The following is an 18693-nucleotide window of genomic DNA, read 5'->3' on the forward strand; positions in this document are numbered from 1 at the left end:
CGGTCCCGATGAATGGCCGTGGCCCCGTGCGCCCGGCCGCCCCCACAGGAGATAGACATGACACAGATGCAACGCCGCACCGCATTGGCCCTGATCGGCGCGACCGCGGCCGCCACCAGCCCCTTTGCGTGGGCTGCCGACGAGTGGGCACCGACCAAGGTGGTCCGCATCGTCGTTCCCATCGTAGGCAGCACCAATGACACGCTGGCACGCCTGGTGGCGTCCAAGCTGCAGGATGTCCTCGGCCAGCCGGTCATCGTGGACAACAAAGGGGGCGCCGGCGGCAACATCGGCGCCAACGAGGTGGCCAAGGCCGCACCGGATGGCCATACCTTGCTGACCGGCTTCAATGGTCCCATCGCCATCAACAAGTCGCTCTTCAAGTCGATGCCCTACGACCCCGAGCGGGACTTGGCCCCGATCACGCTGGCGGTGTCCTCGCCGCAGTTCCTGGTGGTGCACCCGAGTGTGCCGGCCAACAACGTCAAGGAACTGATCGCCCTGTCGAAGAAGAAGCACCTGAGCTACGGGTCGGTGTCCGTCGGCAGCGCGTCGCACCTGACGATGGAAATGCTGAAGACCGCCTCTGGCGCTGACATCACCCACGTGCCCTACAAAGGCGCGACCCAGGCCGTGGTCGATCTGGTCGGCGGAGTCGTGGATGCCGCCTTCCTGGTGCCAGGCAACATCCTGCAGTTTGTCCAGGAGGGCAAGGCCAAGGTCATTGCCACCACCGGCGCCAAGCGCTTTCCGTCGATGCCCCAGGTACCGACCATGATCGAGCAGGGCTACCCCGGCTTCATCGCCACGTCCTGGATCGGCTTTCTCGCGCCCGGCAAGACGCCGCCCGAGATCATCCGCCGCTACAACAAGGAGATGGTCAAGATCCTGCAGATGCCCGAGATCAAGGCCCAACTCGAGAAGATGGAGTTCGAGGTGGTCGCCGGCTCACCGGAGCAGTTCGCCGCCTGGATCAAGGCCGAGATCCCGCGCTGGGGGGCGGTCATCAAGTCGACAGGCGCGACCGTCGACTGAACACCTGGGCTATGGCGGCAGGCGCCTGCCCGGCCCCGGACCCGGTGTTTGCGGCTCTGCGGCTCAGCGCTGCCCCAGCGCCTGCGACAGCTTCTCGGCTTCCTGCTTGAGCAAGCCAGCGACATGTGCGACGCGCTTGTCGTCCATGCGCACGCTGGGCCCGAACACGGCCAGCGAGCCCATCACCTTGCCGCCGCCTACGAAGTAAGGCACGGCCACGGCCACCGCGCCAGTGATGAGCTCATCCTTGCTCACGGCGAAGCCGGCCGTGCGTATTTCCTCCAGTCGTTGCAGGTAGGCCGGCACATCCGCCTTCTTCACCTTGTCCTTGGTCAGGTAGGTCTCGGGATTGGCCACGTGCGCCAGGATGACCCGGCCGCTGGCGCCCAAGGTGACGTCTTCGCGGTAGCCCACGCCGCGCTTGAAGCTCAGGGGCTGCGCGCTGGGCAACTCCGCCACGCAGATCCGGCTCGGCCCCTGGTGCACCAGCAAAGACACCGTCTCTCCCGTCTCGTCCCACAGCCTGCGCATGGTCGGTTGTGCAACCGTCGCCACATCGAGGCTGGAACTCCACACGTGCGCAAGGTGGGCCACCGAGGGGCCCAACTCGAAGCGCTGCGGATCGCCAGAGGACACCACGAAACCGTTGTGCTCCAGCGCCTTGAGCAGACGGTAAAGCGTGGGCCGGCTCAGATCGACCCGCTTCAGCAATTCGCTGGCCGTGAGGCGCTGGTCGTTGACCGTGAACGCAAGAAGGATCTCCAGGGCACGGTCGACGGCGCGAACGCTGTCTCCCATTTTTTCGATCTCGGACATGGAATGGCGCTTTCAGTGGACTGCACCGATGTTACCCGTGCAGGCGCGACCGCCCAGAGGCTGCACATCCCCATTGACCTCGAGATCTTAGTTCGTAAAATGGACTAAGTTATCAACCAACGGACAAATGATCCGGCGAGAGGCCCAAGATGAACAAGGAAATGTCTGAGACACTGACCCGCGTTGGCCCGGGCACGCGCATGGGCAACCTGCTGCGGCGCTACTGGGTGCCGGCACTGAAGTCGGACGAAATCCCCGAGCCGGACGGCCCGCAGGTGCGGGTGGGCTTGCTGGGCGAGAAGCTGCTGGCGTTCCGCAACTCGGACGGCCGGGCCTGCCTGATCGGTGAGTTCTGCTCGCACCGCGGCGTTTCCCTGTACTTCGGCCGCAATGAGGACAACGGCATCCGCTGCGCCTACCACGGCGTCAAGTTCGATGGCAACGGCCAGTGCGTGGACGTGCCCTCTTCTCCGCAAGCCTGCTCCCGCATGCACATCAAGGGCTACCCCTGTGTCGAGCGCGGCGGCATCGTGTGGGCCTACATGGGCCCGCCGGAGGACCAGCCCGCCCCACCGGAGCTGGAGTGGTGCATTCTGCCCCCTGAGCATGTGTTCGTCTCCAAGCGACTGCAGTACACCAACTACCTGCAGGCCATGGAAGGCGGCATCGACACCGCCCACGTGTCCTATGTGCACAGCTTCGAGGTCGACCATGACCCCATGCACAAAGGCGTCAAGGCCCTCGACTACATCAAGGCCGATGGCAATGTGAAGTTCGAGATCGAGCAAACCCCGTTCGGCCTCAGCCTGTTCGGCCGCCGCAACGGCGAGCCCGACTCTTACTACTGGCGCATCACCCAGTGGCTGTTCCCGTGGTTCACGCTGATCGCGCCTTTCGGCACGCACGCGCTTGGGGGGCACGTATGGGTGCCCATCGACGACCATAGCTGCTGGGCCTGGAGCATGAACTGGCAACCCGACCATCCGCTGACCGACGAGGAACGCGAGGCCATGGAGGCCGGCAAGGGCATCCACGTTGAGTATGAGGCTCCGGGCAGCTTCATTCCCGCACAGAATCGGGACAACGATTACGGCATGGATCGACTGGCGCAGAAAGAAAAGCGTGCCTACAGCGGCATCTTCGGCTTCTCGGCCCAGGACTACTCCTTGCAGGAAAGCATGGGAACCATCCAGGACCACGAGGCCGAGCGGCTGCTTCCGACCGACCGGGCCATCGTGATGGCGCGGCGCATGCTGCACGAGGCCGCGCTGGGCCTGGAGGAAGGCAAGACCCCGCCGGCACTCGATGCCGCGGCACAGCACGTGCGCCCCGCCGGCGTGCTGCTGCCCCGTGACCTGGATCCGCTGGAATGGTCCAAGGAGAACCTGGCCGACAGCACCAAGAAGCCGGTGTTCAGCCTGTGACCGCCGGAGCCCACCCCATGCACCAACCCCGACTCGGCGGCAAGGTCGCCCTCATCACCGGTGCCGGCTCCGGCATCGGCGCCGCGGCCACGCTGCTGTTCAGCCAGGAAGGCGCCTCCGTCGTCATGGTGGACGCCAATGGCGAGGGCCTGGAGCGCACCCGCGCCCGCATCCTGGAGGCCTTGCCGCCGGCGAAGCTGCACACCATCGTGGCCGACGTGTCGGACCGTGGCGCCGCGCTCGGCGCGGTGGAGCAGGCCGTGTCCCGCTTCGGCCAGCTCGACGTGCTGGTCAACAACGCGGCCATGCGCAATTACACGGCGGCGGCAGATGCCAGCCCGGAAGAATGGCAGGCCATGGTCGCCGTCAACCTGGTGGGCATGTCCAATTACTGCCATGCCGCATTGCCGGCGCTGCGGCAGTCGGGCCAGGGCGCGATCGTCAATGTCTCGTCCTGCTATGCCGTCACCGGCCGCAAGGGGATGGCGCTGTACGACGCCACCAAGGCGGCCCAGCTGTCGTTCACCCGCTCCCTGGCCTTCGAGGAATCGCCGCATGGCGTGCGCGCCAATGCGGTATGCCCCGGCTCCACGCTGACCGACTTCCATGTCGGCCGCGCAGGGACCGCTGGCAAGAGCGTCGAGCAGTTGAAGACCGAGCGCAAGGACACCTCGCTCATCGGGCGCTGGGCCGATCCGACCGAGATCGCCTGGCCCATCCTGTGGCTGGCCTCGTCCGAGGCGTCCTTCATCACCGGCACGACCCTGCTGGTCGACGGCGGCCTGCACATCATGTAAAGCTGCCACCCGCCGTCTCCGGCGGGTGGCCCGTCGAGGAATACCATGGCTTCCACGCCTCCCCAGGCACAGATCGTCGGCATCCGGCTTGAAGCGCCCGATGTCATCAGCCTTGAGCTCCGCCCCGCCACCGGGGCGCCCGCATTCCAGCCCGTGACAGCGGGTGCGCACCTGGACCTGCATCTGGGCAATGGACTGGTGCGCAGCTATTCGCTGACCAATCCCGGCGAGACACACCGGTATGTCGTTGCTGTCAAGCACGATCCGAACAGCCGGGGTGGTTCCCGCTTCGTGCACGAACAGCTGCGCGTCGGCCAAACCTTGGCGATTGGCACGCCCCGCAACCACTTCGCCCTCGATGAGGAGGCTGACCGCGCTGTCTTCGTAGCCGGTGGCATCGGCATTACGCCCATCTACGCCATGCTGCAACGCTGGTCGGCCTTGGGTAAGCCTGCCCACTTGGTCTACTGCGCCCGTAACCGCGAAGGCGCTGCCCTCCTGCCGGCCATCGAAGCGCTGCAAGCGCAGAACCCAGCGCTGTTGACCGCACAGTTTCACTACAGCGAGACCCAAGGCGGCGCGGCGGACCTTAAAGCCTTGCTGGAGGCGCACCCCCAGGACACGCATTTCTACTGCTGCGGGCCCGCCGGCATGCTGGATGCGTTCGAACAGGCCTGCGCCGAACTGGGCCATGTCCACAGCCACCTGGAGCGCTTCGCGGCCTCACCCAAGGCGTCAGAGCAGGAAGCGTTGCCGGGCTATACGGCCGTGCTGCAGCGCTCGGGAATCAGCGTGCATGTGGCGCCAGGCGCCTCGCTCCTCGATGCCATCGAGGCCGCCGGCGTGCACTTGGAATACAGCTGCCGCGAAGGTGTCTGTGGCGCCTGCGAGACGCGTGTGATCTCCGGCGATGTCGACCACCGGGACCACATCCTGAGTCCCCAGGAACAGGCGGCCAACCGGTCGATGATGGTGTGCGTTTCCGGCTGTCGGTCCGGGCAGTTGGTACTGGACGCCTAACACCGGGCCTGGAAGTGACAAGCGGGGCACAGCCCCGCTTTTTTTTTGCCTGAATGCGCCCGCGCTATCGACGCGGACGCTGTTTCTTAGTCAGCCTCCAGGCGCAACAACCCCCACACTCTGGTAGATGTGCTTGATTTCCGTGAAGTCGAAGAGCGCATCGACACCATGCAGGCGGCCCAAGCCACTGCGGCGGTAGCCACCGGTCTCCGCTTCAGCAAACAGCCGGTTGTGGTCGTTGATCCAGACCGTGCCATTGCGCAGCGCACGCGCCATGCGCCAGGCACGCGCACCGTTGTCGGTCCAGACGCTGGCCGAGAGACCGAACTCGGTGTGGTTGGCGCGTTGTACCGCCTCCGCCTCGGACTCGAAGGATTCGATTACCACGAAGGGTCCGAAGATTTCCTCCTGCACGAAGAACGCACTGGTGTCCCGATGCGCAACCAGGATGGGAGACACGAAGCAGCCGCCCGCCCATGCACCGTCCAGGCGCCGGCCTTGCAGCACCACTTCGTCGGCCAGGTCCATGGCCTGCGCGATACGTGCCTGGACGGCATCGGTGGTACCGGAGTCGATAAGCGGTCCCATGTGGTGGCCTTGCACCAAGCCGGGCCCTATGCGCAGGGCGCCCAGCGCATCGCGCATGGCGTTCTTCATGGCTTCGTAGCGCGAGGCATGGACCAGAATGCGGCGCGCTGCCGTGCACTGCTGCCCCGAGATGACCGTAGCTGCGGCGGCCAGCTGCGGCGCGACTGCGGCCACGTCGGCATCTTCGAAGACGATGCAGCAGGACTTGCCGCCCAGCTCCAGCGACAGCTTCTTCATGGTCGGTGCCGCCGCCGCCATGATGCGCTGGCCGGTGAGGGTGGAGCCTGTGAAGCTGATGACATCCACCAACGGCGAGGTGCTGAGATAGTGCGCCCCCGCGTGGCCGGTCTCGGTCACGAAGTTGGCAACGCCTGCGGGCATACCCTCCACCGCAAACAGCTCCTGCAACACCGCCGCGGAAATGAGTGCCGTCTGCGGCGCAGGCTTGACGACGCAGGTGCACCCGGCCGCCAGGGCAGGCGCCAGCGAGCGGATCAACAGCACCACTGGCGCGTTCCAGGGCACGATGATGCCGACCACGCCGGCCGGCTCCTTGAGCATGGTCGAGAAGACGCCAGGCTCCACTTCCAAGGCGTGGCCCGGGATGTGGCGCGCCAGGCCTGCGTAATAGCGGATCTCGGAAATCGCGCCCGCCATTTCGCCGCGCGACTGGGCCAGGACCTTGCCGTTCTCCCGGGTCAGCAACTGGGCGAGTTCCTCGGATTTGCTTTCAAGCCGGTCGGCCCAGCGGTTGAGCACCTGCTGGCGCAGGCGGGGGTTCTGGGCCCATAGAGGCGTCTGGAAGGCGCCATGGGCGGCAGCCACTGCAGCCTGGAAGTCCTCGACGCCTGCGTCGACAAAGTGCCCAAGCGCCTCGCCCGTAGCAGGGTCATGGCTGGGGACCACAGTGCCCCCGGCGCTCGGCGTCCACACGCCATCGATGTAGAAACTGGTATTCATGCAATGCCCTCAGTGCGTGACGGATCCACCATCGACCACCACCGTCTGTCCGGTGACGAAGTCGCTGTCGGCGCTGGCCAGGTAGATCAGGGTGCCCGTCAGGTCGTCGGGCGTCTGGTCGCGCTTGATGGCTCGCGAAGACACGATGCCTGCGGCGATGTCGCCCTGCCAGTCCGGATTGCTGGCCACGTTGGCGCTCAGCGTCAGCCCCGGGGCCAGGGTATTCACGCAGATGTTGTCGTTGCCAAGCTCACGGGCCAGGCAACGCGACATGGCGACGATGGCGCCCTTGGACGTCACGTAGTGCAGAAACAGAGGTGTGCCCTTGAAGACCGTCCCGGAGGCCACATTGATGATCTTGCCGTAGCGCTGCTTGCGCATCACGGGTGCCACTGCCTTGGCGCACTCGAAAGCCCCGCGCACATTGACGGCCATGACCTTGTCCCACTCGTCGGAGCCGATCTGCTCGAAGGGCTTGAGCGCCAGGTTGCCGAAGATTGCTGCGTTGTTCACCAGCACGTCGATGCGGCCGAAGGCACCCACGGTGCGCTCCACCATGACGGCCACGGACGACGCGTCGGTGACGTCCACTTTCAGGCCCAGCACAGGCGCCCCTATGGCATCCAGAGCGGCAACGGTGCCAGCGAGGTCGAGGATGTCGGCGCATACGACCTTGGCTCCCGCCTTTGCCAGCGCAAGTGCATAGGTAGCACCGATTCCCTGTGCTGCCCCTGTAACCACTACAACCCGATCCCGCAACCGGCCGCCATCGCTTAGTGAATTGCCCATATGTTTCCTATTGAGTAGTTCGCCGGTAAGGCCGACGACAAACAATTGTTCATCAAACGAACAATATTCTCAACAGACGGACAATTGACGCAGCTGCCATAGCTTTCAGCCACCTCCTCGCAGATGACCAATTAACGAAAATCCCGGCTCTCCGTCGCCAGCCGCCCCAGCATCGGCGACAGATCCGCTAACCTGTCCGCGATCAGGTTGCACACCTCTTCTTCCCGCTGCCAACGTCCCTTGACCGCCAGCAGCCGAGCCCCCAGCAGCACCTCGCGCTGCGCTTCCTTGACGCTGCGCCAGACGATGATCTGCGTCGCCCCGTACTCGTCTTCCAGCGATACGAAGATGGTCCCGTTCGCCGTATCCGGCTGCTGGCGCAGGGTCACGATGCCCGCGGTGCGCACCATGCGTCCATTGGGCGTCTTGCGCAGCTCGTCCGAGTTCTTGAGCTTGTACTTGGCCAGCTTGGGTCGCAGCAGCTTCATTGGATGGAATCGCAGCGTGAGACCGAGCGAAGCGTAATCCCAGACCACCTCCTCTCCCTCTGGCGCTTCTGGCAGCTCTAAGAGGCGCTAACACCACCGGTCGACGAACCGCGAGCAGATGATGGCTGCGGCCAGCGACAGCAGCGCTTGATGGATGTCGAGTCGGCGCTCGAAGCGGATACGGAGCTTGCCGAAGCCTGCGAACCACGCGTGCGTGCGCTCCACCACCCAGCGGTGCTTGCCCAGACGCTCGCTGCTCTCGACACCTCGTCGGGCGATTCGGCTCGTGATGCGCCGTTGCCTCAGGTGGGCCCGGCACCGCCGGTAGTCGTAGGCCTTGTCCGCATGCAACTTGGTGGGTCGCTGGCGAGGCCGGCCCGGCAGCCCCTTGATGGCAGGCATGGCATCGACGCATCGCTCGAACATCACCGAGTCGTGTCGATTGGCTCCACTGACCAGCACCACCAGCGGGATGCCGCGCGCATCTACGACGAGGTGGCGCTTGGAGCCGAGCTTGCCGCGGTCCGTGGGATTGGGCTCTGTCTCCTGGCCCCCCGGGGGCTGGGAACCGAAGACCCATCGATGCTGGCACGATGCCAGTCGATCTGATCGTGCTCGCGCAGACGCGTCAACATGGCCTCGTGCAATTGCTGCCAGACACCGGCGGCATTCCAGTCCCGCAATCTTCGCCAGCACGTCATGCCGCTGCCGTAACCCAACGACTGGGGAAGATCCGACCACGGGATGCCAGTCTGCAGCACGAACAAGATGCCGTTCAGCGCTGCCTCATTGCTTACCTGGAGCTGGCGAGGCCCGCCCCTGGCGGATGCGGTGAAGGCGGGAATCAAGGGCTGCAGCTGCTGCCACAACGTGCTGCTGATGGGGTGTCGAGCCATAAGGACGTGCAGCCTACCGGCTCTCAAAAAACCCTGGCAGGGGGTCGTGTTAGCGAGTCTAAGACGCTCTTGGTCGGGCTATCGAACCCACCGTCGGCGTGGGCCCGGTTGATGGCCACAATGCGATGCGCCAGCGTTGCCGCGGACAACGTGCCGCCGAACGCTGCCAAGTACTCCGCCACCATCAGCGGCGTCGCAGGTATTTTGCCACCGTGCTGCAGGTAGTGTTTCATGTCCTGCGCATAGCTGCGCCGCGTGGCTGCCGACTGCGCTGCCTCGGTGTAGTGGCGTACCCGCGCCGAAGGTTGTTTGTTCATGGTGTTGGATGGGCATGGCTGCGCCACCGACGGGCTTTACCCGTCGATGGCTTCGTTTGTTGTGGGTGGAGTTGGTTAGGCGGGGTGTTCAGGCGATCGCGTGTGCTCCTCGCGACCACCCTACCCGCCTACGCGATGTGGTGGTTTTCGGCCAACGCCTGCCGGGCCTGCGCGCCGACCAGCCAGCATTCCGCGGCCAGGTCAGCAAGCTCGCTCATGAGGAAGCCCAGGGCCTCGACGCTGTCGGCCCCGATCGTCCCGTCCTCGACGAAGACAGCCGAGTGCGCCAGCAGCTGTCCAAGCGCTGCTGTCCCTCGATGCAGGGTCTGCATGCTGGCCTCTGCATGTTCGATGAGCTGGGCAGGTGTTTGGTCGTCGCAAGCACGGTCAAAATTGCATGTCGCAAGCAACCGCAGCAGACTCCGCAGCGGGCGTATTGGCTCGTGCCGGGTTTCGTAGGTCGGATGGTGAGGCGTATGCATCCGCACTCCTCAAGCCATACGCACGCTGACAGCCACCGTCACGGTAAGCACATCCTCCGGACTGTCATAGCCCAGCTCCGGCATCAGCGGCAGGATGAACACCCCCGAGCCCACCCAGCGCCGCACCACGTCCGTGGCATCCCGCAGCTCCCGCAGCCGATGCATCCCCTCGCCTGCCGCCAGGACTAGCAGCACCCCGCTCGCCACTTCGCTTTCAACACCTTGCTCTGTCAGCGCCTCGATGGCGTCTTGGGTCGCCTGCTCCGCCCGATTCGCCCCAATGGCTTCCGCTGTCATGGCATACAGCACCGTCCCCGGCGTGCACAACACCTCCTGCACATCGAACATGTCCCAGGACTGCCAGACCATCATTCCCTCCTGTGCCAAGTGCAGCAGCGCAGCAAACAACCAGCGCATTGCCTGCAGCTCTGGACTGCCCTGCCAGTCGTAGGGCAGGGCCAGCGTCGCATCGGATAACTGCTGCAGCGCCTTTGCCGCTGGGGGCTGCGGCACCCGACTGCCCTCCTTTCCTCGCAGTGCGATCCGGAACACCGCAATGCTCCGATCCTGCGCCAGCACCGTCAGCGCCTCTGCCTCCTCTAACTCGACCGGCGGTGGGTTCTCCTCCTGCGCGATGAAGAGTGCGGCAGCACCCCGGAGCGCCCAGCCATAGGTGTGCAACAGCTGCTGGCGCAGGTAGTCCGGTATCGCGCTCAGCCGGTTGTAGTGGTCTTCGTCCCGCGGCACCTCCAATCGATCGGGCGCATGGGCATCGACACCGATGAAGACCACAGGTGGCAAGTCCTTCGACTGCATGAACTCGCGCAGGAACACCCTTCCTCGGTTGCCAAGCCCGATCAGGTTCACGGTCTCAGGGTGGCTGCGGAAGATGTCGCTCGAGTCATCGTTGGCGTCTTGGTTGGTGTTGTGATCGGCGGTGCCGTAGTTCGCATCGTTTGTTGGGTGGTGTCGTCGAGTGGACATGGTGAATCCTTGTGTGGGGCCTGTTCTTCGCTGGCAATTGCGCTTTGCCAAGGCCCAGAAACAGAAATGCCGAGCAGGGTTGCTGCTCGGCATTGGGAAGGGAACGTACGGGTCAGCGGCGCAGGTGGTGCGCCACAACTCTTGGCATGAGGTATCGCGCTACTTGCGGGCCTCCTGCGTCAGTTGCAGTTCGCACCGGCGCAGGACCTCGGCCGTGGTCATCGTCCTCGGATCGAACGGCAAGGCGAGCGTGCCGGTGGCCGTCAGCTGCTTGCCCTGGATCTCCCCGGCGAACTTGGTGACCCAGAAGTCATCGGCGTTGTTCTGCCCCTTGCCTTCCAGGAACGCTTGCTGTGACAAGGTTCCGTTGAGGACTTCGACCCCACCACCCTTGGTGGTGCGCTCGAGCTTGGCATTGATGCCGTCACCTACCAATGTGACGTCCTGCTTGTAGGGGCCTTGTGGTCCGCTCTCGGCGCCATCGACGCCAGTGCAGCTGTAAGTCCCATTCCAGTTGCCGCTGTAACGGTGGCGAAGGTAGTGCTGCTGGGCGAAGACGCTGACCGTCTCGATCAAGGGCTCCATACCGATGATCTCGACCAGCGTGTCGCGCTTGCCACTGGGGGTGATGTCTTCAGTCAGCCGGGAGGTGTAGAGGATGGGCCGCTCCTGCGGTTTGAAGTCGTCGTGGGTGACCCGCATGGTGGCTTTGCAGATGTTCTTCTTGGCTTCGGCGTTGTAGCCCTCGTAGACGACTTGGACCAGTTCGGACTTGACGGTACGCAGATAGCCCGGAAGGACGCCGTCGGGATCGTCACTGCCGTAGCCTGCACGGACGACACGCTTTTGCACTTGCTGGAGCAAGGTGGTGTGGACATCGGCTGCGGTGCTGGTGTCGCCGCAGGCTGGGGGCTTCTCGCAGCCTGCGAGGGCGATGGACACCGCGATGGCGCCCACCGGTAGCAGCCAGCGGGAAGGTAGATCAGACGCCAGATGGACTGTGGAAGTCTTGGCGCCGTTGCGCTGGTCTTGGGGGTTGTTGGCGTTCGTGTTCATGGTGTTTCCTGGATTCAGCCGGCCACGCGGTTGCGCTGGATCTGCTGGCGGCGTTGTTGGTCGGCTTCGATGCGGGCGCGTTCGGCGTCGATGCGTTGCTGTTCGGCCGCGCGTTCGGCAGCCTGGGCGCGGGCGTCGGCGTCGGCAGCGGCCTTCTGCTGGGCTTGCAGTTGGGCCTGCTGCTGGGCATAGGCTTGCTTGCGTCGATCGCGCTCGGCTTCGACGGCGACTTGGGTGGCTTGGCCGTATTCACCCATGAGCTGGATCAGGGCCTGCTTGTAGGGATGGGGCTGGCGGATGCCGACCATCTCGAAGTCGCAATTGACAGACGACTGGATCTGCGGGACCACGATCTCGGGCGTCAGGCCACCCGGGTTGCTCGGACGGGTGAAGTCGGGGCCCTGGTCGCTCACGGTGCTGGTGAACCGGGCGGTGACGGCGCGCATCAGGCGCAGCACGTTCTCGCGGTACTGCAGTTCGCAGCCTTGCTGGCCTACCGGGATGGGTGGGACACGATAGTCGTTGGAGAGAACGGCACCGACGGAGTTGAGCGCAGGGTTGAAGCGCTGGTCGACGGCGTTGTTGATGCGGACGACACCGAACAACTCGCCGCGGGCAGTGGCTGCCAAGAAGGCTTCCTTGGTGGGCCAGGGGGCAATGAAGGCCTGCTCAGGTGAATTACCGACCATGCCGGGTGGTAGGGGCTGGCCCTCACCCGGTTGCGGGCCGGAGCGGACCTGCTGTTGGACGGACTGCAGGACCCCTCGGAGGAGTTGGTCGCCTAGGGATTGGGCGTGTCCCTGACCAACACAGGCCAGAAATAAAGCGGCGGCAGCAATACGGCCTAGCCGGTTCCGGGATTGAAGTTTTTGACTTTGATTCATGGTCCAAACAAAACAAGAGAAAAGCCGCAGTTCATACTACCAAATCGGTAGTATTTAGACCGCGACTTCTCGGGACTATCTTGATCTTTGGCAGCAAAGATCACATGAGCGTTTTCGGGGCGCGACTCAAGCAAGCACGCCTTTTGGTTGGCCTGTCGCAGGAACAAGTCGGCATTCAGGCAGACCTAGATCCAATGTCAGCCAGCACGCGCATGAACCGGTATGAGCTCGGCAACCGTGTTCCGACTTACGAACTGGTCAGCCGGTTTGCAAAAGTGCTCAAAGTGCCAACGGCCTACTTCTATTCAGCTTCGGAGGAAGAAGCCGAGCTATTGCTCGCCTTTCACAAGTTGAGCGCTGCAGAAAAGCGTGATTTGTTGAAATCACTTCGCAGATCTTGATCAGCGAATTACTTAATACTCTTCCGGCAACAACAGAGTTGTCGTACTCCGATCGCCTTCCGTGATCACCAAGATACGGGGCACTTCCCTCTCCAGCACCTCCTGTCCATGCGGCAGTGCCGAGGGCAGCGTGTAGACCGAGAGCAGTCGGCCGCCGAGCTCCACCGCCTGGTCGTTCGATTCGGCGTCTTCTTCACAGCAGTCTCCCCAGTCACCGCGGCAGTGGCGGTCCAGCAGTTCTCGGCCGTCGACCTGGGCCTTTTGCAGCAGCTTTAATGCGCCAGGGGTGCCGTACAGCGCCCCCATGTCGAACAACGGGAGGGTTCGAATTGGCTTGGTTGACGGCGCGGCATTTGTATTGGCGGAGGCACTAGGTGCAGCAGCCGGTTCACCTTGGGCAGGTGCAACAGTGGCTACAGCAGTGCATGCAGATGCAGGGCGGTTCTTGGGTGTCGAGGTCATGGCAGTTTTTCCTTGGCAAGGGTCAGAAAAGCCCAGACGACAGCAAGCCGCAGCCGGGTGAACGGCCGCAACAAGTGGCGGGTGGGTTTGGGGGTGTGCTGCCCGGCTAAGGCGCCGGCCCGGGGTGGGCGGCACCCACTAGCAAGGGTGGGCAGCGGGGGCGGGTGTTAGCGGCCCCTGGCGGCCTATAGGCACGTCTGGGGGCTATCCCTGGGGGTATGGGCTTGCTTGGCTACTCGCCGGCAGGACTATGCCCTTGCTTATTGTAGCATAAAAACAACAGAATGCTAACTATCTGCTCAAAAATTCAGCAGTCTCGTTGGCGCCCCTCAAACCCGGCAGCGCACATTCGCAGGTACAAAGCTGCGCAACGGCGCGCAGTAGTGCGCAAACAGGAATGGGGGTAAACACCTGGGCAATGACCTTTGTAGCGGCTTGCCCATAGGCGAATTTGGCGGAAGCTCAGGGATTCGAACCCTGGAACCCTTGCGGGTTGCCGGTTTTCAAGACCGGTGCAATCGACCACTCTGCCAAGCTTCCGCAGGAGGGACCGCGATTCTACCGGCGCGCGTCGCGCCGGCTGCCGCGCGCTCATCCTGCGAGGAACATCGACTGCAGATCGCTCAAAAAATCGAATCCCCGCTCGGTCGGCTGCACCCGCTTCAGGTCGCGCGCCAGCAGTCCCTTGCGTTCGGCCTCGTCAAGCGTGCGGCCGATGGCGGCGACCGACAGGCCGGTGCGGTCGGCGAAATCCTGCAGCAGGAAGCCGTCGCGTAGGCGCAGCGCATTGAGCATGAATTCGAATGGCAGGTCGCGCCGCGCGACCTCCTCGTCCTGTGCCAGCGGCCGGCCGGCCAGCGCCTGCTCCATGTACAGGCGCGGTTCGCGGAAGCGGGTCTGGCGTACGATGCGGTGGGCGAAGCTCAGCTTGCCGTGGGCGCCGGCGCCGATGCCCAGGTAGTCGCCGAACCCCCAGTAGTTCAGGTTGTGCCAGCAGCCGTGGCCGAGCTGCGCATAGGCCGAGATCTCGTAGCGCACGAGACCGGCATCGGCGGTCGCCTCGGTGATGCGGTCGAGCATCGCGTAGGCGGTGTCGTCTTCCGGCAGGGCCGGCGGCGGGTGCTTGGCGAAGACGGTGTTGGGCTCGATCGTCAGGTGGTAGATCGAGATGTGCGGCGGCGCGAACGACAGTGCGGTGGCGATGTCCGCATCCAGCTCGGCCATCGTCTGCCCCGGCAGGGCGTACATGATGTCGAGGTTGAAGGTGTCGAACGAGGCGGCGGCCTCCTCCACCGCGGCCAGCGCCTGTGCGCGGTCGTGCACCCGGCCGAGCGCGTGCAGGTGGCCGTCGTGAAAGCTCTGCACGCCGACCGACAGGCGGGTCACGCCGGCCGCGCGGAAGGCGCGGAAACGGTCGCGCTCGAAGGTGCCGGGATTGGCCTCCAGCGTGATTTCGGCGTCGGCGGCGAGCCGCAGGCGGGCGCGGATCGCACCGATCAGCCGCTCGATCGCCGCCGGCGAGAACAGGCTGGGCGTGCCGCCCCCGAAGAACACGCTGTGCACCGTGCGACCCCAGACCAGCGGCAGCGAGGCTTCCAGGTCGGCGATCAGCGCATCGACATAGCGGTCTTCGGGCAGCGCATCGCCCTCGCGGCCGGGCCGCCATTCGTGCGAATTGAAGTCGCAGTACGGGCATTTGCGCAGGCACCACGGCAGGTGCACGTACAGCGCCAACGGCGGCGGCGCGCCGAGCTGCAGGGTGCCGGGCCGCAGGTAGTGCTGCAGGTCGGGGATCGCGCCGTCGGTGCGGGCCGGGCCGGCGGCCAGCACGATCGGGATGGTGGGCGGCGGCGCGCTCACGGCAGCCAGCGCTCGCGGACCAGTTCCCCCATCCGCCGGGCGGCCTGGCCGCGGTGGCTGTGGGCGTTCTTCACCTCGGGCGACAGCTCAGCGAAGGTCTTTCCAAGGGCCGGCAGGAACATCACCGGGTCGAAGCCGAAGCCCTGCGTGCCGACCGGCGCGGCGGTGATCTCGCCGGCGGCACGGCCGCTGGCGATCAGCGGCTCCGGATCGTCGGGGCTGCGCACGCCGACCAGTGTGCTGACCAGCGCGGCACGGCGGTCGGCAACGCCCTGCATCTGCTCCAGCAGCGCCCGGACGTTGTTCGCATCGCCCTTCTCGTAGCCGAAGCGGGTGGCGTAGTAGGCGGTGTCGACGCCCGGTAGGCCGCCGAAGGCCTCGACGCAGAGGCCGGCGTCGTCGGCGATCGCCGGCAGGCCGCTGGCGCGTGCGGCGTGGCGGGCCTTGGCGAGCGCGTTCTCGACGAAGGTGCGGAACGGCTCTTCCGCCTCGCCGATGCAGAGGTCGCCCTGCCGGACCAGTTCCACGCCGAGCGGCGCGAACAGTGCCTGCAGCTCGGTCAGCTTGCCGGCGTTGTTGGATGCCAGAACGATTTTCATGAGGAAAAACGGCTTATGCGTAGATCCCACCTGCGCTACCAGCTATGCATTCGATAGCGCCTGCTGCTGGAGGCGCACCAGCTCGGCGATGCCCTTCTCGGCCAGGCCGAGCAGCGCGTCCATCTCGGCGCGGGTGAAGGCCGCGCCCTCGGCGGTGCCCTGCACTTCCACGAAATGGCCGGCACCGGTCATCACCACGTTCATGTCGGTGTCGCAGTCCACATCCTCGGTGTATTCGAGGTCGAGCAGCGGCACGCCGCCGACGATGCCGACCGAGATCGCCGCCACTGCGCCGCGGATCGGCGAGGCGGCGATCCGGCCCTCGGCCAGCAGCCGGCTCACCGCGTCCTGCGCGGCGACGAAGGCGCCGGTGATCGCAGCGGTGCGGGTGCCGCCATTGGCCTGCAGCACGTCGCAGTCGAGGTGGATGGTGCGCTCGCCGAGTGCGCGCAGGTCGAACACCGCGCGCAGCGAGCGGCCGATCAGCCGCTGGATTTCCTGCGTGCGGCCGGTCTGCTTGCCCTTGGCGGCTTCGCGGCTGCTGCGGGTGTGGGTGGCGCGCGGCAGCATGCCGTATTCGGCGGTCACCCAGCCTTCGCCGCTGCCCTTCTTGTGGGGCGGCACCTTGTCCTCGACCGAGGCGGTACAGAGCACTTTCGTCTGGCCGAACTCGATGAGCACCGAGCCTTCGGCGTGGATGGTGTAGCCGCGGGTGATGCGCACCGGGCGCAGCGCGTCGGCAGCGCGGTCGGTGCGGACGGGAGCGGCGGTCTTGCCGCCGGACATGTTGGTCATGGGGAAAAAGTCTCGAAAAAAGAGGAGAAAAGGATATGCAGCGGCGTCAGGGCTTGCGCTGGGCGGAGCGGCGGATCGCCTCGTTGATTTCGGCGATCGAGCGCTCGATGGCCTCGTCGTCCAGGTCGTCCGCGGCATCGCCCGGGCCGTCGGGCATGCCCGCCTGGATGGTCGAAGCGAACACGCCGTTGCCGATACTGTCGGTGGACACGCCGCGGGTAAGTTCGAATTCGGGCGCGTCCCACTCGACCGCTACCGCGGTGACGTTGTCGCTGCTGCGCCCGGCGGCGCGCAGCGCACGCTCGACCAGTTCGGGCACCGACTCCGACACCGGCTGGTCGCCGACCACGTCGACGATCTCGCGCTCGTTCAGCATCGACCACAGGCCGTCGGAGCAGAGCAGCAGGCGGTCGCCGCTCTGCAGTTCGACCGGGCCGGCGACGTCGAACAGCGGCCGCGCCGGCGAACCGAGGCAGGTGAAGAGCACGTTGCGGTTGGCCGACGCCGGGCTGGAGCCGATCTCCGGATGCTCGGCATAGGAATGGTCGCGGGTGCGCACCAGCAGGTCGCTGCCGCGGGTGAGATAGAGCCGCGAATCGCCGCAATGCACCCAGGTCGCGCGGCCGTCCTGCAACACCGCGACCACCAGCGTGGTGCGCGGGCTGTCGAGCATGCCGCGGGCCGCGGCGTACTGCAGCAGCGCGCGGTGGGCCGCCATCACCGCTTCTGCCAGGAAGCCACGCACGTCATCGAGCATCGGCCGGGCGTGACGCTGAAACAGGGCGGACACGGTCTGCAGCGCCATCTGCGCGGCGACCTCGCCTTCCGGATGGCCGCCCATGCCGTCTGCCAGCGCGAACAGGCCGGCCTCCCGGGTGTAGGCGTAGCCCATCCGGTCCTCGTTCTTCTCGCGGCCGCCCTTGCGGCTGACCTGGAACACGGTGAATTTCATGCGGCAGGCACTCCCGCGCCGCCGTCGCGGCCGCTCTTCTTGTCGGACGTGAGCAGGTCGAGCTGCAGCCGCACCCGCTCGCCCATCGACAGCCGGGTGTAGCGGCGCTCCACCAGCCGGCCCAGTTCCTTCTGCAGGCCGAACACGGACTGCGGCCGGGCCATCGGGTCGAGCGCCATGCACCACTTCACCACCTCGATCAGGTGGTCGGAATAGACGCCGCGCAGCCGCGTCAGCGCGAGCGGCAGCCGGTCCTTCGCCTGGCGCTGCGGCGCGTCGTTCGGCGGGTAGCCCTGCATGCAGGCGTAGATGCAGGCGCCGACCGCGTAGATGTCGGTCCACGGGCCCAGCGCCGTGTCGCGCCGGTACATCTCGGGCGCGGCGAAGCCGGGGGTGTACATCGGGCGCACGAAATGGGCTTCCTTGTTGAGCACTTCCCGCGCCGCGCCGAAGTCGATCAGCACCGCCTTGTTGTCGTCGGTCACGAAGATGTTGGCCGGCTTGATGTCGAGGTGCAGCATCTTGTGCTGGTGGACGATGCGCAGGCCGCGCAGCACCTCGTCAAACAGCGAGCGGATGGTGGACTCGCGGAACACCTTCTGCCCCTTCTGGTCGCGCGCCGTGATGATGAAGTCCTGGAGCGTGTCGCCGTCCAGGTAGTTCATCACCATGTAGACGGTCTCGTTCTCGCGGAAGAAGTTGAGCACGCTCACCACCGACGGATGGGCGATCTGCGCGAGCGCGCGGCCTTCCTCGAAGAAGCTCTTGAGGCCCAGGCGGTAAAGCGACAGTTTCTCGGGCAGCACCCGGGGCAGCAGTTCGCTGGCGCCGCGGGCCGCGAGCGAGGCGGGCAGGTATTCCTTGATCGCGACCTGCTGGCCGTCGGCGGCGCGCGCCAGGTAGACGATGCCGAAGCCCCCGGCCGACAGCCGCCGGACGATGCGATAGCCGCCGATGACCGTGTCGGGCGCCAGCGGCGACGGCTTGGTTCGGGACGACATGGATCGGGGGCGTGGAGGGTGAGGTGCGGTGCGTCGGCGGCACCGGATGGAACACGGATCGCGCCAGCGAACCCGTTATTCTCGGGA

The 18693-nt window shown here is 65.5% G+C and carries 20 protein-coding genes, 1 tRNA gene and 1 pseudogene; 5 read left to right on the plus strand and 17 right to left on the minus strand.

Translation table 11 applies throughout. The features are described from left to right. Positions 1–57 precede the first annotated feature (57 nt). Positions 58–1035, plus strand: coding sequence for a tripartite tricarboxylate transporter substrate-binding protein (locus QZ500_RS07350; protein ID WP_295852996.1), 978 nt, complete (start codon positions 58–60; stop codon positions 1033–1035). Between the two features lie 63 nt (positions 1036–1098). On the opposite strand, the gene QZ500_RS07355 is transcribed toward QZ500_RS07350, so the two are convergent. Then, positions 1099–1851: an IclR family transcriptional regulator gene (locus tag QZ500_RS07355; RefSeq protein WP_295852999.1), complete on the minus strand. Its 753-nt coding sequence runs from the start codon at positions 1849–1851 to the stop codon at positions 1099–1101. A 149-nt stretch (positions 1852–2000) separates the two neighbouring features. On the opposite strand from QZ500_RS07355, the gene QZ500_RS07360 reads away from it, so the two are divergent. Genes QZ500_RS07360 through QZ500_RS07370 form a run of 3 tightly spaced genes read left to right on the plus strand, consistent with a single transcriptional unit; the run spans position 2001 to position 5092 of the window. After that, positions 2001–3275 carry an aromatic ring-hydroxylating dioxygenase subunit alpha gene (locus QZ500_RS07360; RefSeq protein WP_295853002.1) on the plus strand — a complete coding sequence of 425 codons (1275 nt, stop codon included), beginning with the start codon at positions 2001–2003 and terminating at the stop codon, positions 3273–3275. Positions 3276–3292: 17 nt separating this feature from the next. Next, entirely contained in the window at positions 3293–4072 is a 780-nt protein-coding gene (locus tag QZ500_RS07365) for an SDR family NAD(P)-dependent oxidoreductase (RefSeq protein WP_295853004.1), read from the plus strand. Between the two features lie 45 nt (positions 4073–4117). Next, positions 4118–5092: a PDR/VanB family oxidoreductase gene (locus QZ500_RS07370; RefSeq protein ID WP_295853007.1), complete on the plus strand. Its 975-nt coding sequence runs from the start codon at positions 4118–4120 to the stop codon at positions 5090–5092. A 90-nt stretch (positions 5093–5182) separates the two neighbouring features. Here QZ500_RS07370 and QZ500_RS07375 read toward each other — a convergent pair whose 3' ends face one another. The 9 genes and pseudogenes from QZ500_RS07375 to QZ500_RS07415 form a co-directional block, all read right to left on the minus strand. After that, the gene (locus tag QZ500_RS07375) at positions 5183–6640 is read right to left on the minus strand and encodes an aldehyde dehydrogenase family protein (RefSeq protein ID WP_295853010.1); all 1458 of its coding nucleotides are present in this window, start codon (positions 6638–6640) and stop codon (positions 5183–5185) included. A 9-nt stretch (positions 6641–6649) separates the two neighbouring features. Then, positions 6650–7429, minus strand: coding sequence for an SDR family oxidoreductase (locus QZ500_RS07380; protein WP_295853013.1), 780 nt, complete (start codon positions 7427–7429; stop codon positions 6650–6652). A gap of 131 nt (positions 7430–7560) precedes the next feature. Continuing rightward, positions 7561–7998, minus strand: a pseudogene (locus QZ500_RS07385) (OB-fold nucleic acid binding domain-containing protein); the annotation flags it as partial. A 6-nt stretch (positions 7999–8004) separates the two neighbouring features. Beyond that, a protein-coding gene (locus QZ500_RS07390; protein ID WP_295853016.1) for an IS5 family transposase occupies positions 8005–8813 on the minus strand; the annotation gives its coding sequence in 2 pieces (ribosomal slippage) (positions 8005–8483 and positions 8483–8813; 810 coding nt in all). Between the two features lie 23 nt (positions 8814–8836). Continuing rightward, the gene (locus QZ500_RS07395; protein WP_295853019.1) at positions 8837–9130 is read right to left on the minus strand and encodes a hypothetical protein; all 294 of its coding nucleotides are present in this window, start codon (positions 9128–9130) and stop codon (positions 8837–8839) included. Positions 9131–9258: 128 nt separating this feature from the next. Beyond that, positions 9259–9612 (minus strand): hypothetical protein, encoded by a 354-nt coding sequence (locus QZ500_RS07400; protein WP_295853022.1) that lies wholly within the window; start codon positions 9610–9612, stop codon positions 9259–9261. A gap of 9 nt (positions 9613–9621) precedes the next feature. Beyond that, a complete protein-coding gene (locus QZ500_RS07405; RefSeq protein ID WP_295853026.1) occupies positions 9622–10596 on the minus strand; it encodes a hypothetical protein in 975 nt (324 codons plus the stop codon). A gap of 159 nt (positions 10597–10755) precedes the next feature. Further along, the gene (locus tag QZ500_RS07410) at positions 10756–11652 is read right to left on the minus strand and encodes a hypothetical protein (protein WP_295853028.1); all 897 of its coding nucleotides are present in this window, start codon (positions 11650–11652) and stop codon (positions 10756–10758) included. Between the two features lie 14 nt (positions 11653–11666). After that, complete coding sequence (locus QZ500_RS07415; protein WP_295853031.1) at positions 11667–12281, minus strand: hypothetical protein; 615 nt, start codon at positions 12279–12281, stop codon at positions 11667–11669. Between the two features lie 359 nt (positions 12282–12640). On the opposite strand from QZ500_RS07415, the gene QZ500_RS07420 reads away from it, so the two are divergent. Next, entirely contained in the window at positions 12641–12937 is a 297-nt protein-coding gene (locus QZ500_RS07420) for a helix-turn-helix transcriptional regulator (RefSeq protein ID WP_295853033.1), read from the plus strand. Positions 12938–12949: 12 nt separating this feature from the next. Here the strand turns inward: QZ500_RS07420 and QZ500_RS07425 are convergent, their stop codons facing one another. The 7 genes from QZ500_RS07425 to QZ500_RS07455 all read right to left on the minus strand — a co-directional run bounded on the left by QZ500_RS07425 (position 12950) and on the right by QZ500_RS07455 (position 18606). Further along, entirely contained in the window at positions 12950–13399 is a 450-nt protein-coding gene (locus QZ500_RS07425) for a type I restriction endonuclease subunit M (protein ID WP_295853036.1), read from the minus strand. Between the two features lie 452 nt (positions 13400–13851). Beyond that, positions 13852–13939: transfer RNA gene (locus QZ500_RS07430), tRNA-Ser, on the minus strand. Positions 13940–13990: 51 nt separating this feature from the next. Further along, positions 13991–15232: a radical SAM family heme chaperone HemW gene (gene hemW, locus QZ500_RS07435; RefSeq protein WP_295853052.1), complete on the minus strand. Its 1242-nt coding sequence runs from the start codon at positions 15230–15232 to the stop codon at positions 13991–13993. Between the two features lie 23 nt (positions 15233–15255). After that, positions 15256–15858, minus strand: a complete 603-nt coding sequence (gene rdgB, locus QZ500_RS07440; protein WP_295853039.1) for an RdgB/HAM1 family non-canonical purine NTP pyrophosphatase — start codon at positions 15856–15858, stop codon at positions 15256–15258. A 42-nt stretch (positions 15859–15900) separates the two neighbouring features. Then, complete coding sequence (rph, locus tag QZ500_RS07445) at positions 15901–16644, minus strand: ribonuclease PH (protein ID WP_366762761.1); 744 nt, start codon at positions 16642–16644, stop codon at positions 15901–15903. A gap of 55 nt (positions 16645–16699) precedes the next feature. After that, positions 16700–17605, minus strand: coding sequence for a protein phosphatase 2C domain-containing protein (locus QZ500_RS07450; protein WP_295853046.1), 906 nt, complete (start codon positions 17603–17605; stop codon positions 16700–16702). Then, positions 17602–18606, minus strand: coding sequence for a serine/threonine-protein kinase (locus QZ500_RS07455; protein WP_295853049.1), 1005 nt, complete (start codon positions 18604–18606; stop codon positions 17602–17604). The genes QZ500_RS07450 and QZ500_RS07455 overlap by 4 nt, the downstream gene beginning before the upstream one ends. Between the last annotated feature and the right edge of the window lie 87 nt (positions 18607–18693).

It is taken from the genome of uncultured Xylophilus sp. (assembly GCA_913776965.1).
Lineage (GTDB): Bacteria > Pseudomonadota > Gammaproteobacteria > Burkholderiales > Burkholderiaceae_C > Xylophilus.

Coding starts and splice junctions, on each gene's coding strand:
- QZ500_RS07425 (WP_295853036.1), bottom strand. CDS start 13,399: ATGACCTCGACACCCAAGAACCGCCCTGCATCTGCATGCACTGCTGTA.
- QZ500_RS07400 (WP_295853022.1), bottom strand. CDS start 9,612: ATGCATACGCCTCACCATCCGACCTACGAAACCCGGCACGAGCCAATA.
- QZ500_RS07365 (WP_295853004.1), top strand. CDS start 3,293: ATGCACCAACCCCGACTCGGCGGCAAGGTCGCCCTCATCACCGGTGCC.
- QZ500_RS07405 (WP_295853026.1), bottom strand. CDS start 10,596: ATGTCCACTCGACGACACCACCCAACAAACGATGCGAACTACGGCACC.
- QZ500_RS07350 (WP_295852996.1), top strand. CDS start 58: ATGACACAGATGCAACGCCGCACCGCATTGGCCCTGATCGGCGCGACC.
- QZ500_RS07375 (WP_295853010.1), bottom strand. CDS start 6,640: ATGAATACCAGTTTCTACATCGATGGCGTGTGGACGCCGAGCGCCGGG.
- rph (WP_366762761.1), bottom strand. CDS start 16,644: ATGTCCGGCGGCAAGACCGCCGCTCCCGTCCGCACCGACCGCGCTGCC.
- QZ500_RS07410 (WP_295853028.1), bottom strand. CDS start 11,652: ATGAACACGAACGCCAACAACCCCCAAGACCAGCGCAACGGCGCCAAG.
- QZ500_RS07420 (WP_295853033.1), top strand. CDS start 12,641: ATGAGCGTTTTCGGGGCGCGACTCAAGCAAGCACGCCTTTTGGTTGGC.
- QZ500_RS07355 (WP_295852999.1), bottom strand. CDS start 1,851: ATGTCCGAGATCGAAAAAATGGGAGACAGCGTTCGCGCCGTCGACCGT.
- rdgB (WP_295853039.1), bottom strand. CDS start 15,858: ATGAAAATCGTTCTGGCATCCAACAACGCCGGCAAGCTGACCGAGCTG.
- QZ500_RS07450 (WP_295853046.1), bottom strand. CDS start 17,605: ATGAAATTCACCGTGTTCCAGGTCAGCCGCAAGGGCGGCCGCGAGAAG.
- QZ500_RS07360 (WP_295853002.1), top strand. CDS start 2,001: ATGAACAAGGAAATGTCTGAGACACTGACCCGCGTTGGCCCGGGCACG.
- QZ500_RS07455 (WP_295853049.1), bottom strand. CDS start 18,606: ATGTCGTCCCGAACCAAGCCGTCGCCGCTGGCGCCCGACACGGTCATC.
- QZ500_RS07370 (WP_295853007.1), top strand. CDS start 4,118: ATGGCTTCCACGCCTCCCCAGGCACAGATCGTCGGCATCCGGCTTGAA.
- QZ500_RS07380 (WP_295853013.1), bottom strand. CDS start 7,429: ATGGGCAATTCACTAAGCGATGGCGGCCGGTTGCGGGATCGGGTTGTA.
- QZ500_RS07395 (WP_295853019.1), bottom strand. CDS start 9,130: ATGAACAAACAACCTTCGGCGCGGGTACGCCACTACACCGAGGCAGCG.